We start from the raw sequence: 14,236 nt of genomic DNA, 5'->3' as shown, positions 1-14,236 counted from the left end.
ATTATAACAAATAGAGGGGGTCATTGTTTTTTTTATTATAAAAGTAGCTTAAACCCTTGCTAATGCAAGGATTCAAATAAATAAAACAAAGATAGTGTTAACACTATCTATAATTCGAGGGGGATAAAAAAATGAAAAAAAGTTTGAAAAAAATCATTTCAGTTGCACTTACTTCTATGGTTATGTTGACTACTTTAGCCGGTTGTAGCAGTTCTAAGACCAACAACGGTACAAGTAGTAAGCCTGTAACTATTACTTATGCAATTTGGGATAAAAATCAAGAACCAGGTATGAGAGCTATAGCTGATGCTTTTGAAGCAAAGAATCCTACTATAAAGGTTAAGATTGAAGTTACAACTTGGGATCAATACTTTACAAAATTAGAAGCTGCTGCAACAGGCGGAGCTCTTCCAGATGTGTTCTGGATGCATTCAAATTCTTTCGTGAAATATGCTAAGAGTGGAATGTTAATGGACATTACTGATAAAGTAAAAAATAGCAAACTTGTAAATGAGGATAATTTTCCTAAAGGACTTGTGGATTCAACTATTCAAGATGGAAAAACTTATGGTCTACCAAAGGATTATGATACCATAGGTTTATGGTATAACAAGACTATGTTTGATAAAGCAAAAATTCCTTATCCAGATGGAACATGGGATTGGAAAAAGTTACAAGAAGTAGCTAAAAAATTGACGGATTCTTCAAAAGATGTCTATGGTTTTGCAGCACCTGAAGATGCTCAACAAGGTTATTACAATTTCATCTATCAAAATAAAGGAACTGTTATCTCAAAAGACAAGAAAAAATCAGGTTTTGATTCTGCAGCAACAAAAGAAGCTATACAATACGATTTAGATTTTAGTATTAAAGATAAATCTTCACCAACTCAACAACAATTTGCAGATACAAGTTTTGCAGCTATGTTTGAATCAGGAAAAGTTGCTATGGGTTTATTTGGATCATGGATGGTTAGTGAATTTAAGGCAAATGACTATGTAAAAGCTAATTGTAATGTAGCAGTTATTCCTCAAGGTAAGCAAAAAGCAACGGTATACAATGGATTACAAAATTCAGTTTCGGCTAAAAGCAAAAATCCAGAGCAAAGCTGGAAATTCTTAGAATTCATGGGTACAAAAGAAGCTAATATTATTCAAGCTGAAAAAGGTGCTGCAATACCAGCATATAAAGGTACTGCACAACCTTGGATAGATTATTCTAAAGGGTTTAATTTAAAGGTTTTTCCTGAAATGTTAAGCTATGCTGTCCTAGTTCCAACTTCGAATACGGCGGCTAAATGGAAAGAATATGAGAATGATATATTAAAAAAGGTATGGACAAAAGAACTTACAGTAGAAGAGGGATGTAATCAACTAGCTAAACAAATGAATCAGGTTTTAGCTACTGAAAAATAATTTGTTAATATATAGCAATTAGTATATGTATTGCTAATTGCTATATTTGCATTATAAGGAAGTTTATAGAGAACGATAGTAAAAAAAATTAAAGGGAGGCGAGGTATTTGAAAAAGTTTAAAGAAGAATATGCCTTTGGATATCTTATGATTGCACCTACTATTATAGGGTTAATAATATTAAATCTATGGCCAATGATTCAAACATTATTTTTAAGCTTTAATAACACAGGTGACTTTGGCAATAATCAATGGGTAGGTTTAGATAATTATAAGAATATGTTAACGGATCCATCTGTAATACATGCAACTATAAATACATTCAAATATACAATAGTCTCTGTTCCAGTAGGGATAATATTTTCTTTAATTGTAGCAGTATTACTTAATGCTAATATTAAAGGAAAAACAATATATCGTACAATTTATTTCTTGCCAATGGTTTCAGCACCGGCAGCGGTAGCAATGGTTTGGAGAATACTTTATAATGGAGATTATGGTTTTTTTAATTTAGTGCTTTCTAAGATTGGAATTCATGGAGTTAAATGGCTCACAGACCCTAACATTTCTATATACTGTATAATAGTAGTAGGTATCTGGAGTACATTAGGCTATAATATGGTGATTTTACTTGCAGGACTTCAAGAAATACCTACAACCTTCTATGAGGCTGCAGAAATTGAAGGCGCTGGGCCTATTCGTCAGTTTTTCACTATTACACTACCATTAATATCACCAACGATGTTCTTCGTTGTAGTTACTACAATGATAAGTTCACTTCAGGTATTTGATTTGATATTTATGATGATTGATAGAACAAATTCAGCATTAGAATCCACTCAATCTTTAGTATATTTGTTCTATAAACATTCATTTATTATGAATGATAAAGGATATGGTTCAGCTATAATAATGCTTTTGCTTGCAATAATTTTAGTTATTACTGTAATTCAACTTAAACTTCAAAAAAAATGGGTTCATTATCAATAATTTAGGAGGTGAAATTCATGAGCGTTGAATCAAAATCAAGAAAACCTATTATTCATATTATTTTAATTATAGGAGCTATATCAATGTTAACACCATTTATATGGATGTTTTTAACTTCCTTAAAGACACTTACAGAGGCTACAAGAGTACCAACTGTAATATTTCCAAAGATCCTTCAATGGAGTAATTATACAGAGGTTGTTAAGTTATTACCTTTTGGAAAGTTCTATTTAAATACAATACTAATGATAATTTTTAGAGTCGCTTTTGCTGTTGTATTTAGTTCAATGGCAGCTTATGCTTTTGCCAGATTAAAATTTCCAGGTAAAAACTTTTTTTTCATGCTAGTACTTATTCAAATGATGGTACCATCACAGATATTTATTATTCCACAATTCCTTTTAGTTTTAAAACTTGGATGGCTTAATTCTATACAAGCTTTAATTATGCCGGGCGTGGTAAGTGCTTTTGGTACATTTCTGTTAAGGCAATTTTTTATTGGTATACCTATAGAATTGGAAGAAGCTGCTATATTAGATGGATGCAATAAATGGCAAATTTACACTAAGATTATGATGCCTTTAGCTAAATCAGGATTAGTAGCTCTTGGAATTTTCACTAGTTTATTTGCATTTAAAGATCTTATGTGGCCTTTAATTGTAAACATGTCAACGGACAAGATGCCACTAGCAGCAGGACTTGCATCACTTCAAGGACAGTATTCAACACATTATGAACAAATTATGGCAGGGTCAATGATTGGTATATGGCCAATGTTATTAATATTTATTATATTCCAAAAACAATTTATAAAAGGTATTGCTAGTACTGGATCAAAGAATTAGTGATAATAAATTTTCAGATTAAACTATTAGGAGGAAGACAAAATGCCGATATCTTATTATGAAGAAAACAAAATTTTTCATCTCAAAGCAAAAGACACAAGTTATATAATTCAAATAATTGAATCAAAATATTTACAACATATTTATTGGGGTAAAAAAATAAGAGATTTTAGATTAGATTATTTGAAACGTTTTAAAGGTGATCAGTTTAATGGATTTATGTTTGCAAAGGATAAAATAAATGGGTTTTCTTTAGATATTTTACCACAGGAATATCCATCATTTGGGAATACAGACTTGCGTTCACCAGCCTATCAAATTCAACTTGAAGATGGTTCTACAGTTTCAGATTTGCAATATTTAAGTCATAAGATTTTCTCTGGAAAGAAAAAGTTAAAAGGATTACCAAGCACATATGTAGAAATTGAAGAAGAAGCGGAGACATTAGAAATAACTTTAAAAGATGAATTAAGTGATTTATTAGTAGTATTAAGCTATACAGTATATAAAGACTACGATGTGATTACAAGATCTTGTAATTTTATTAATTCAGGCTCCAAAGATTTAAAGGTATTAAGGGCATTAAGTGCAAGTGTAGATTTTAGTGATGATGATTTTGATTTACTGCAATTATCAGGTGCTTGGTCAAGAGAAAGAAATATTATTAAAAGAGCTTTAGTTAGTGGAAATCAATCTATTGAAAGTAGAAGAGGTGCAAGTAGCCCACAGCAAAACCCATTTATAGCTTTAATGAGAAAAGATGCAGATGAAGATAAGGGAGAAGTTTACGGGATTAATCTGGTGTATAGTGGTAATTTTTTAGCTAATGTAGAGGTATGTCAATATGGTACTGCTAGAGTCCAGATTGGGATTAACCCATTTGATTTTAGTTGGCTTTTAAAACCAGGTGAAGATTTTCAAACACCTGAGGTGGTAATGGTATATTCCGATAGTGGGCTTGGAAAAATGTCACGGACTTTTCACAATTTATATAGAAAACGTCTTTGTAGAGGAAATCATAGAGATAAAGTAAGACCAATTCTTATAAACAATTGGGAAGCAACTTATTTTGATTTTACTGAAGAGAGTATAAAGAATATTGCTAGAGAAGCTAAAAAACTCGGGGTAGAGTTATTTGTTTTAGATGACGGTTGGTTTGGTAAGAGGAATGATGATACTACCTCACTTGGGGATTGGTATGTAAATAAAGAAAAGCTACCAAATGGATTGAAAAAACTTTCAAATGATATAAATGAAATTGGTCTTAAGTTTGGATTATGGTTTGAACCAGAAATGATTTCAGAGAATAGTGATTTATATAGAGCACATCCAGATTGGTGCATACATGTTAAAGGAAGAGATAGATCACTTGGAAGAAATCAATTGGTTTTAGATTTTTCTAGAACAGAAGTATGTGATGCTGTAATTGAAATGTTATCAGAAAACCTTTATTCAAATAATATTTCATATGTAAAATGGGATATGAATAGGTTTATGTCAGAAGTTGGTTCGGCTACATTAGATGCTAATAGACAAAGAGAAACCGCACACAGATATATGTTAGGTCTCTATAGGGTAATGGAAGAATTGACATCAAAATTTCCAGAGGTTCTATTCGAAAGCTGTGCTAGTGGTGGTGGAAGGTTTGATCCTGGTATGCTTTATTATATGCCTCAAACTTGGACAAGTGATGATACTGATGCAATAGAACGACTAAAAATTCAATATGGTACTAGTTTGGTTTATCCAAGTATAACAATGGGGGCTCATGTGTCAGCTGTTCCTAATCATCAGTTACATAGGATTACGCCGCTAACAACAAGAGGAAATATTGCAATGGGTGGAAACTTTGGATATGAATTAGATGTTATTAAGATGACAGATGAAGAAAAAGATACTGTGAAAATACAAATTAATGATTATAAAGAAATTAGACATACAGTTCAATTTGGTGATTTTTACAGATTGATAAGTCCTTTTGAAAATAATGATGCTGCTTGGATGTTTATTTCAGAAAATAAGGAAGATGTGGTTGTAAGTTACTTTAAAAAATTAGCAGAATGTAATATGAAATTGAAAGTTTTAAAGTTTAAAGGCTTAGACCCAGAGATGAATTATAGAGTAATTGGTACAGATGAGATATATGGTGGAGATGAGCTAATGTATGCGGGCATGGTTGTGCCAGAACTTAAGGGTGATTTCACTAGTTATGTTTGGAGATTAAAAAAACATTATAATGCGATATTATAGAAAAATTTGAATAATGTTACATTTAAATCATAGGTATAAAAAAACAGCAGTTTCATTAAGTGAAGTTGCTGTTTTTTATATACTGTATTATATATTTTTACCTTTTTCTCTAAGAAATGATATTAGCCTTTGTTCATTTGTATTTATAATTAATTCTTTAGGCATATTTATTTCTTTAAGCATTTTTTTAGCAACATCAAAATTACCTATAGAATAGCAAAAATGAGCATCACTATTTACAATGATTTGTACTCCCAACTCTTTACAAAGTTTCGCTATTTTAGTGCAATCTTTCTCACTACCTTTTCTTGAAGTTACAAAAGAACTATTATTTATTTCTATTAAGATGTTTTTTTCTTTTGCTTTTTCTACTATTACTTCCTCACATATAGGAAATCTTGGATTTCCTATATGTCCTAAAATAGTTACATTAGGATTATCCATAACTTTTAGAATAGCAGCTGTATTTATGTCAGCACTATTTCCACCTTCCATTATAGGTTCATGCATGCTTACTATCATGTTGTCAAGATTTTTTTGCATGTCAACAGGTATATCAAGATTACCGTCATAATCAATTATATTAGCTTCACATCCGTAAAGCATTCTAACACCGAACAATTCTTTTGGTAGTACTTTATAATTTCCGAAATACCAAAGATCAGGAGAACCGGGCATATTAGGGCCATGATCTGTAACTCCTAATATTTTAAGACCTATATCACTAGCATATTTTGCATTTTCCATTAAAGTACTATATGCATGTCCACTAACAATAGTATGGGTGTGTAAATCAGCAACAAACTTCATATTATCTCTCCTCTCAATTTTTCCGTAGTATATCTTTAATTGTATACCAAAATTGAAGCTTATAGTTAAAATGTTGTTATTTTTATATACTTACTTCTTTTTTCAAAATAAAATAGGTAATTAACATCAACAACACAAAGAATCTTAAGATAATATCAAGGAATATTATCTTAAGATTCTTTGTGTTAACCGGTTGACATATATTAAAAAAATAATTATAATTAGGTTATTAAAGAGGCACTTAATATTAACTGAAGGAGGCGAAAAATGATAAATTTTCATGACACTTTTGAGTTTGAAAATAAAAATATTGATATCTTTACAATAGGTGAATTGCTCATAGACATGATATCCACGGATTATAGTGATGATTTTCAGTGCAATAGTTATGTTAAATATTTTGGTGGTTCCCCTGCAAATATCGCTATGAATATAAAAAGGTTAGGAGCAAATTCTACTATAGCCGCTTCAATAGGAAAAGATGGATTGGGAGATTTTTTAAAGCAACATCTAGAGGATAATTGTATAGATACCAGTTATATTAGTAGAGTTGATTTTTCTACTAGTATGGTACTTGTCACTAAGAGTAAAACAACGCCTATACCTATATTTTATAGAGGTGCAGATTATAATTTAGAGTATACTCCAGAGATTAAAGTAGCCTTGAAAAACTGTAAAATCATACATTTTTCTTGTTGGCCAATTTCTCAAAAAACTTCAAGAAGTACTATTGAAAAAGTAATTATAGAAGCAAGAAAAAATAATGTACTAATAGGATTTGACCCTAATTATCATGAAATGATATGGGAAAAAGAACATGACGGAATAGAATACATAAAACAGTTAATCGGCAAGGTTGATATAGTAAAGCCTTCAGAGGATGATGCTAATAGAATATTCGGTGAGGATACTCCTGAAAATCAAATTGATAAATTTATAAAATTAGGTGCAAAGCTAGTAATAATGACGCTTGGCAGTGATGGTGCTATAATTTCTAATGGAGCATGCAAAATTACTTTTGATACTTTAGCTTCAGAAGTAGTGGATACAACAGGTGCCGGAGATGCTTTCTGGTCAGGGTTTTATACTGCATTAATTAAAGGATATACCATAAAAGTGGCTTTACAGCTTGGTTTTGCAGTAAGTGCTTATAAGCTTAAGTATGTAGGCGCAGTAGTAAAGCTTCCGTCTATTGAAGAAATAATAAATATTTATAATATATAGGAATAGGAGTGATTTATAATATGACACTGAAAAATCAAGTACAGCTCATCACTTATCCTGATTCTCTTGGAGGAGATTTAAAAACTCTAAATAATGTACTTCTAAAACATTTTTCTGATATATTTAAAGGCGGAATTCATATTCTCCCACCTTTTCCTTCTTCTGGTGATAGAGGGTTTGCCCCTTTAACTTATTTAGAAATCGAACCAACATTTGGTTCTTGGGAAGATATTAGGAGTATTGGTGAAAATTTTGACATCCTTCTGGATCTAATGGTAAATCATATTTCTAAGCAGTCTACATTTTTTCAAGATTTTTTGGAAAATGGACGTAAATCAGAGTATGCGGATCTTTTTATTACATTAGATAAGGTTTGGAATGATGGTAATCCTGTTGAAAAAGATGTTTCAAAGATGTTCCTGCGTAGAAAGGAGCCTTTTTCTACCTTTACAATTGCAAAGACAGGTAGAACTGAAGAAGTATGGACAACTTTTGGTAAAGAAAATCCATCTGAGCAGATTGATATTGATATTAATTCAGAAAAAACTCGGAAACTTTTAACAGATTTCCTTGTAAATTTTAGCAAACAAAATATAAAGATAGTTCGATTGGATGCAGTTGGATATATAATTAAAAAATTAGGAACAAGCTGTTTTTTTGTAGAGCCTGAAATATATGAGTTTATAGATTGGATAACAGGTTTGGCAAATTCTTTAGGGATTGAACTACTTCCAGAAGTTCATGCACAATATCTAACACAGTTCAAATTAGCAAAGCATGGTAATTGGATATACGATTTTATATTGCCATATATGATTCTTGATACTCTAATAAATAGGTCAAGCGTAAATCTATGCAAGTATCTTGAGGTTCGTCCTCATAAACAATTTACTATGCTAGACTGTCACGATGGTATTCCTGTTAAGCCAGATCTAGATGATATTGTAACAACTGATGATGCAAAGAAGATTGTAGATATATGTGTTGAAAGAGGTTCTAACCTCAGCCTAATTTATTCTTCTGAGCATAAGGACAAAGACGGTTTTGATGTTCACCAAATAAGATGTTCTTACTATTCAGTACTTAATTGCAATGATGATGCATACTTAGCTGCAAGAGCCATTCAATTTTTCGCCCCAGGAATCCCACAAGTTTATTACGTAGGTTTGCTAGCTGGGGAAAATGATGATAAGAAAGTAGCAGCTACAGGTGAAGGTCGTGAAATCAACCGATATAATTTTAGCCCTACGGAGATTGATGAGGCACTGCAAAAAAAAGTCGTACAAAGATTGCTACAACTTATCCGATTTAGAAATGAATATCCCGCTTTTAACGGTAAATTCAAGGTTTTGGCTTCATCTGAACATGAGATTAATCTTTCGTGGCAAAAGGATGATAAAATTTGTACATTGAAAATAGATTTAAAAAATAATAAGTCAGTAATTGAATATATTGACGATTTCAACAATTTATTAATATATAAGATTTAACATTAGAAATATAAATTAAAGAAGAATTCATATTATAAAGGGTGTTTTTGTATGGCAACGATTAAGGATGTAGCTAGAGTAGCGGGAATTACTGTAACAACTGTATCAAGAGTATTAAATAATAGAGGGTATATAAGTGATATTACAAGAAAAAAGGTAAATGATGCCATTGAGGAATTAAATTATAAGCCTAATGAAATAGCACGAGCTTTGTTTAGAAAGAAATCTAATATAATAGGACTTATAATTCCCAATGTAGCTAATCCTTTTTTTGCTGAATTAACTAATTATATTGAATATTATGCCCATAAGGAAGGATATAAGATTTTACTATGTAATTCCTATCAGGATAGTGCTAAGGAAAAGGATTATATAGAAATGTTAAGAAGACATCAAGTTGATGGTATAATAATGGGAAGTCATACTTTAGAAACCGCAGAGTATATGAATACGGACTTGCCCATAGTTGCAATTGATAGAAATATTTCGGAGAATATTCCATTTATTACATCTGATAACTATCATGGAGGGGTATTAGCTACTAAACTTTTAATTGATAAAGGCTGTAGAAAATTAGCACATATAAGCGGCCCTTTAGAGATAAATACACCAGCCAATAAACGTTATCAAGCTTTTGTAGATGTTACAAATGAAAAAAATATTGATAACGTTATTATACAAGGGAAATTAGATACATTTGAAGGCTATAAAAAATTAGTGTATAAATTATTTAAGGAACATCCTAATATCGATGGGGTATTTGCAAGCAGTGATATTATAGCAGCTTCAATCATTAATATTGCTGATAATCTTGGCAAAAAAATAACAAAGGATTTAAAAATAGTTGGATATGATGACATTAGCATCGCATCCTTAATAGTACCTTCGCTGACTACAATAAGGCAACCCATTGATGCTATGGCAAAATTGACAATAGAAGTTTTACTGAATCAGATGGAAAAGAAACCAATAAATATAGAAAATGTTCTACCAATAACTCTTATAGAGAGGAACACCACCTAGAAATACAAAAAATCATAAAGAACTAGTCGTCAGCTGTTTATTACTGATACTAGTTCTTTATTAAATATAAATGTTTTATTTAAATTACTCTAAATCCTCCACCATAAACACTGAAACCTATTACTGCTACTATAAATAAGGCTATAATATATATTACTTCAAATAAATTACCTGTATCAGAGCCTGTGGTAATATGTGGCGGTAATTTAAGTTTAAACCTACCTATTTTTTCTAATATATTAACAAATTTATTATGGAGGCCTAATCTTTTCAATAATTCCGCAATAAACCTTGGCATTGAAAGTATTGGTACTCCCTCCTTTGTAAATATATCAGCCCAATAAATATGACTTACATATCCAACAAAAAAACATCCTGTTAAATATTCGTAACCTAATTTATTAAATACATATGAAGCTGAAATAGTAAAAATAGTAACTCCTTCTATTGAGTGTAAAAATGTTCTATGAGGGAATGTTGCTATACAGATCAACAAAATACAAATAAGATAGATAAATGCATCGTTTAAATTAGTAAAGTTATAGATTGCTAAAATTATACTTGAACCAATATAAGTTAAAAACATAGCTATTCTTTTGAAATTATTTGACCCTACACTTATAGTAGACGATAATTTCTTATAAACGAACCCAATTATAGGAATCTTTTTAAAACTCTTTTCATTAATTACTCCTAAAACTATAAAAATGAAAGACATAAAATATGTACACATCTCAGCGTACTTACCTATATATTTTATCTTTATTAACGACCCTATAATAGTTTTTGAATACCATAAGATTAGTGCACCAAATCCAACTCCTAACAATAATCTTAACAATAACTTTAATGAATTATCAATATTACTTATTATTTTATTACTTGTACCTGTAAGTGGGTTCATGCGGCTTATCTTACTGTTTTGACTATCTGCATCAACAATTAATCCTGCAAGAGCAGCAGTTCCAAGGCCTATAAGGCTTATTCCCATTGGAACATGTATATATTTATTGCTGAATATTGGCATAGAATTAATTATAGGTATTGTCGCTACTATAGCATATGATAACATTGCTATTTTTTGATGTGAGCTCCCATTCATCTTATGTACTCCTAACTTACTTTAATGTCATTGTAAAAATTATGAACAAAACTAATTACATATTATTTTTTAAAAATTTAATTATATAACTTAGTGTGTGAAAATCACAATTCAATTCATCTTTAATAATATATAATCCTTTAATTAAGGTTTCTTCATCAAAATTTTCGAGTAATATCATTAAATTTATTATATTAATGCCACCATCTTTTGTATCAAGAACCCTTGCAGCTTTTACATATTTATTTTTCATCGCATTTTGAATAGCTATTTTAAGATTCTCACTAACTTCAAATTGAGGCATTTCATCAAAAATTTTGATATCTGAGTTTTTAATGCTAAGATTCTTAGCTTTTGTAACATCAGTTGATAGAAATATAGTGTTATTAAATTCTGCATCTTTAAAATCAACGCCGTCTAAATTCACAGAATCAAATATAGTATTCTCAAATATAGTATTTTTGAAATCACTGCCTTTTAAATTTGTTCCAATGAATTCAGCCCACTTAAAGGTACATTGAAAAAACACACATGATTTAAAATGCGCACCTCTAAAGTTTACAAAATTAAAATTCGAGTTTGAAAAGTCACAATTATAGCAATTGCTTCGCTCGAGATTTTTATACATAAAATTCTTACCTATTTTTTCTATATTATTGTAGATAAAATTACCCTTAACACTTTGATTCTTACCCATTTTTACCTCCATGGCAAATACACTTGTTTGCCTTTTTATATTAGTATACCATAAAAAAAACTCCTAACCAATTTTGAAAAGTGGCTAGAAGTTTTTATATCTCATTATAAATACTATACATTATTTCAATAAAAGTCAATGATTTATTGGGGAAGATATTGAATTATTATAATTAAAGGTCAGCATCTATATGTAGATACTGACCTTTAATTATATTGATTTTCTTTAATTAATATATAAGTTTATTTAACTTATTATTTGATTTCTAGCCAAATAAGAAAAATTATTTTAAAAGTCATGGCTTCATTGAAATCTTTTATATCAAAACCAGTTTCTCTTTTTATTTTGTCTAATCTATAGAGTAGTGTATTTCTATGAATATATAAATTTTTTGCAGAATCACTTATGTTAAGATCAGAATTAAAAAAATCTTCAATAGTATTTATCATTTCATTATCAAGGGCATCTAATTTTTCTTTAAATGTAAATAACATATGTTGTTTACATTTAGAATTCAAGCTATAAATTAATCTTTCAAGAAACAACTTATTATAATCAAATATATCAGTTTTTATTTTGAACTTTTTACCGAGTAACATACTAATTTCACATTCGTTAAAAATATTTACAAACTCACTTTTTGCATTTACGATACGGCTAAAGCTAACATAACATTTGCAAAATAAATTAGAAATTATAGATTCTCTTATACCTATGGCATGGTCTGCTATATTTTCAAAAACTCCCATAACTAAAATATTTCCTTTATAGAGTATGCTGAATACATTTTCATTGCTATAAGCTTGCTTAGTTATATTCAAAGCTTCGTGTAAACTTCCATCAAGATTTATATAAATAAGACCATATCCTTCTGATAAAAATTGCATATCTTCAAAGGTTGTATCATTTGAAACATCTTTGCCATCCAATATAGAAACTATATACTGCTCCTTTGTAGAAAGTAAATCAACATATTTATTTTCAATAGTGAACTTTAACAATTTTGAGAAAGGTTTAAATTTTTTATCTATTCTAAGTAGAAAATTAGTTTCACCTAAAAATAATGGTATATGAATAATATCAGAACTTTCTACAAAACATCTACTTGTAAATATATTTTCTCCATTTTCGAAATTTACACAAAAATCTATATTAGAACTAATGCTTAATTTTTGTAGAAAATTGTTGATATCATCCATAAATGTATCCCCCTAAATTATAGGCTTTTGAGAATCTTTATCAAAAATATGAAGTTTATTAATATTTAAAGCGATTTTTATACAATCACCAGATTTTGCCTTTGAGGTTCCGTTTACCCTGGCAGTTAGAAGACTATTGCCTTTACTCAAATGAAGATAAGATTCAGCTCCTAAAAGTTCTGTTATCTCAACGTTAGCATCAATAATAGCTTCTTTATTCTTTTCTATAAACGCTGGATCATCATTTATATTCTCTGGTCTAATACCAATTATAACATCTTTCCCAATGTAACCTTGTTTTCTTATTATAGCACTATTTTCAGGAGTCAAAGGAATGACAACATCTTCAAAATTTATAACTACTTTGCCATCTTGTTCTACAATTTTGCTATTGATAAAATTCATCTGAGGGCTTCCGATAAATCCAGCAACAAATACGTTTTTAGGATGTTCGTATAAATTTTGAGGCGTATCAATCTGTTGAATAATACCTTCTTTCATAACTACTATTTTTGTACCAAGAGTCATAGCCTCTGTCTGATCGTGTGTAACATAAACAAATGTTGTTTGTAATCTATTATAAAGTTTAGATATTTCGGCTCTCATCTGAACTCTAAGCTTTGCATCAAGATTTGATAAAGGTTCATCCATTAAGAATACTTTTGGCGATCTAACGATAGCTCTTCCCATAGCAACTCTTTGTCTTTGACCACCGGATAAAGCTTTAGGCTTTCTATCTAATAAATGTTCAATATCAAGAATTTGCGCAGCCTCTTTAACTTTTGCAGCTATGTCCTTCTTTGGAATTTTTCTTAGTTTTAGTCCAAATGCCATATTATCATATACTGTCATATGAGGATATAGTGCATAGTTTTGAAAAACCATTGCAATGTCCCTGTTTTTAGGAGGTACATTATTTTCAAGTTCTCCATCTATGTATAATTCTCCTTTTGAAATTTCTTCTAGTCCTGCTATCATTCTCAATACAGTAGATTTACCACAACCAGAAGGTCCAACAAAAACTACAAATTCCTTGTCCTCTATTTCAAGATTGAAATCCTTTACTGCAGTAACGTCTCCTTCGTAAATTTTATACATGTGCCTTAATGATAAATTTGCCATTACAAATCCCTCCTAAAACTATTATGATTTAAGTTTAATATATTATAGATGTTTTGGCTATTTGGAGAAG

General features: G+C 30.0%; 12 protein-coding genes. 7 read left to right on the top strand and 5 right to left on the bottom strand.

Annotated elements, in window-relative coordinates; translation table 11 throughout:
• Positions 1-131 precede the first annotated feature (131 nt).
• The 4 genes from LGK95_RS16325 to LGK95_RS16310 all read left to right on the top strand — a co-directional run bounded on the left by LGK95_RS16325 (position 132) and on the right by LGK95_RS16310 (position 5,499).
• Positions 132-1,415, top strand: coding sequence for an ABC transporter substrate-binding protein (locus LGK95_RS16325; protein ID WP_226125835.1), 1,284 nt, complete (start codon positions 132-134; stop codon positions 1,413-1,415).
• Positions 1,416-1,561: 146 nt separating this feature from the next.
• Entirely contained in the window at positions 1,562-2,404 is an 843-nt protein-coding gene (locus LGK95_RS16320; RefSeq protein WP_226125839.1) for a carbohydrate ABC transporter permease, read from the top strand.
• 17 nt (positions 2,405-2,421) lie between these two features.
• A complete protein-coding gene (locus tag LGK95_RS16315; RefSeq protein WP_226125834.1) occupies positions 2,422-3,249 on the top strand; it encodes a carbohydrate ABC transporter permease in 828 nt (275 codons plus the stop codon).
• Positions 3,250-3,291: 42 nt separating this feature from the next.
• Positions 3,292-5,499, top strand: coding sequence for an alpha-galactosidase (locus tag LGK95_RS16310; RefSeq protein ID WP_226125833.1), 2,208 nt, complete (start codon positions 3,292-3,294; stop codon positions 5,497-5,499).
• A gap of 87 nt (positions 5,500-5,586) precedes the next feature.
• On the opposite strand, the gene LGK95_RS16305 is transcribed toward LGK95_RS16310, so the two are convergent.
• Positions 5,587-6,309, bottom strand: a complete 723-nt coding sequence (locus LGK95_RS16305; RefSeq protein ID WP_226125832.1) for a phosphatase — start codon at positions 6,307-6,309, stop codon at positions 5,587-5,589.
• Positions 6,310-6,576: 267 nt separating this feature from the next.
• Between LGK95_RS16305 and LGK95_RS16300 the strand changes: the two genes are divergently transcribed.
• The 3 genes from LGK95_RS16300 to LGK95_RS16290 are packed head-to-tail and all read left to right on the top strand — an operon-like array spanning position 6,577 to position 10,046.
• Positions 6,577-7,533 (top strand): carbohydrate kinase family protein, encoded by a 957-nt coding sequence (locus LGK95_RS16300; protein WP_226125831.1) that lies wholly within the window; start codon positions 6,577-6,579, stop codon positions 7,531-7,533.
• A gap of 20 nt (positions 7,534-7,553) precedes the next feature.
• On the top strand, positions 7,554-9,023 hold the full coding sequence (gene gtfA / locus LGK95_RS16295) for a sucrose phosphorylase (RefSeq protein WP_226125830.1): 1,470 nt from the start codon (positions 7,554-7,556) through the stop codon (positions 9,021-9,023).
• Positions 9,024-9,074: 51 nt separating this feature from the next.
• Positions 9,075-10,046: a LacI family DNA-binding transcriptional regulator gene (locus LGK95_RS16290; protein WP_226125829.1), complete on the top strand. Its 972-nt coding sequence runs from the start codon at positions 9,075-9,077 to the stop codon at positions 10,044-10,046.
• Between the two features lie 79 nt (positions 10,047-10,125).
• On the opposite strand, the gene LGK95_RS16285 is transcribed toward LGK95_RS16290, so the two are convergent.
• The 4 genes from LGK95_RS16285 to LGK95_RS16270 all read right to left on the bottom strand — a co-directional run bounded on the left by LGK95_RS16285 (position 10,126) and on the right by LGK95_RS16270 (position 14,166).
• Positions 10,126-11,148: a metal-dependent hydrolase gene (locus LGK95_RS16285; RefSeq protein WP_226125828.1), complete on the bottom strand. Its 1,023-nt coding sequence runs from the start codon at positions 11,146-11,148 to the stop codon at positions 10,126-10,128.
• 55 nt (positions 11,149-11,203) lie between these two features.
• Positions 11,204-11,845: a pentapeptide repeat-containing protein gene (locus LGK95_RS16280; RefSeq protein WP_226125827.1), complete on the bottom strand. Its 642-nt coding sequence runs from the start codon at positions 11,843-11,845 to the stop codon at positions 11,204-11,206.
• A gap of 254 nt (positions 11,846-12,099) precedes the next feature.
• Positions 12,100-13,044: a PucR family transcriptional regulator gene (locus LGK95_RS16275; RefSeq protein WP_226125826.1), complete on the bottom strand. Its 945-nt coding sequence runs from the start codon at positions 13,042-13,044 to the stop codon at positions 12,100-12,102.
• A 12-nt stretch (positions 13,045-13,056) separates the two neighbouring features.
• Positions 13,057-14,166, bottom strand: a complete 1,110-nt coding sequence (locus LGK95_RS16270) for an ABC transporter ATP-binding protein (protein ID WP_226125825.1) — start codon at positions 14,164-14,166, stop codon at positions 13,057-13,059.
• Between the last annotated feature and the right edge of the window lie 70 nt (positions 14,167-14,236).

It is taken from the genome of Clostridium algoriphilum (assembly GCF_020443705.1).
GTDB lineage: Bacteria > Bacillota > Clostridia > Clostridiales > Clostridiaceae > Clostridium_AD > Clostridium_AD algoriphilum.
Note: the sequence above shows the minus strand (reverse complement) of the source record. Positions and strands in the feature narration are given on the sequence as shown.

Excerpts from the sequence above, each read along its gene's own strand:
- LGK95_RS16275 (WP_226125826.1), bottom strand. The coding sequence starts at position 13,044 with ATGGATGATATCAACAATTTTCTACAAAAATTAAGCATTAGTTCTAAT.
- LGK95_RS16315 (WP_226125834.1), top strand. The coding sequence starts at position 2,422 with ATGAGCGTTGAATCAAAATCAAGAAAACCTATTATTCATATTATTTTA.
- LGK95_RS16285 (WP_226125828.1), bottom strand. The coding sequence starts at position 11,148 with ATGAATGGGAGCTCACATCAAAAAATAGCAATGTTATCATATGCTATA.
- LGK95_RS16280 (WP_226125827.1), bottom strand. The coding sequence starts at position 11,845 with ATGGGTAAGAATCAAAGTGTTAAGGGTAATTTTATCTACAATAATATA.
- LGK95_RS16305 (WP_226125832.1), bottom strand. The coding sequence starts at position 6,309 with ATGAAGTTTGTTGCTGATTTACACACCCATACTATTGTTAGTGGACAT.
- LGK95_RS16270 (WP_226125825.1), bottom strand. The coding sequence starts at position 14,166 with ATGGCAAATTTATCATTAAGGCACATGTATAAAATTTACGAAGGAGAC.
- LGK95_RS16290 (WP_226125829.1), top strand. The coding sequence starts at position 9,075 with ATGGCAACGATTAAGGATGTAGCTAGAGTAGCGGGAATTACTGTAACA.
- LGK95_RS16320 (WP_226125839.1), top strand. The coding sequence starts at position 1,562 with ATGATTGCACCTACTATTATAGGGTTAATAATATTAAATCTATGGCCA.
- gtfA (WP_226125830.1), top strand. The coding sequence starts at position 7,554 with ATGACACTGAAAAATCAAGTACAGCTCATCACTTATCCTGATTCTCTT.
- LGK95_RS16310 (WP_226125833.1), top strand. The coding sequence starts at position 3,292 with ATGCCGATATCTTATTATGAAGAAAACAAAATTTTTCATCTCAAAGCA.
- LGK95_RS16325 (WP_226125835.1), top strand. The coding sequence starts at position 132 with ATGAAAAAAAGTTTGAAAAAAATCATTTCAGTTGCACTTACTTCTATG.
- LGK95_RS16300 (WP_226125831.1), top strand. The coding sequence starts at position 6,577 with ATGATAAATTTTCATGACACTTTTGAGTTTGAAAATAAAAATATTGAT.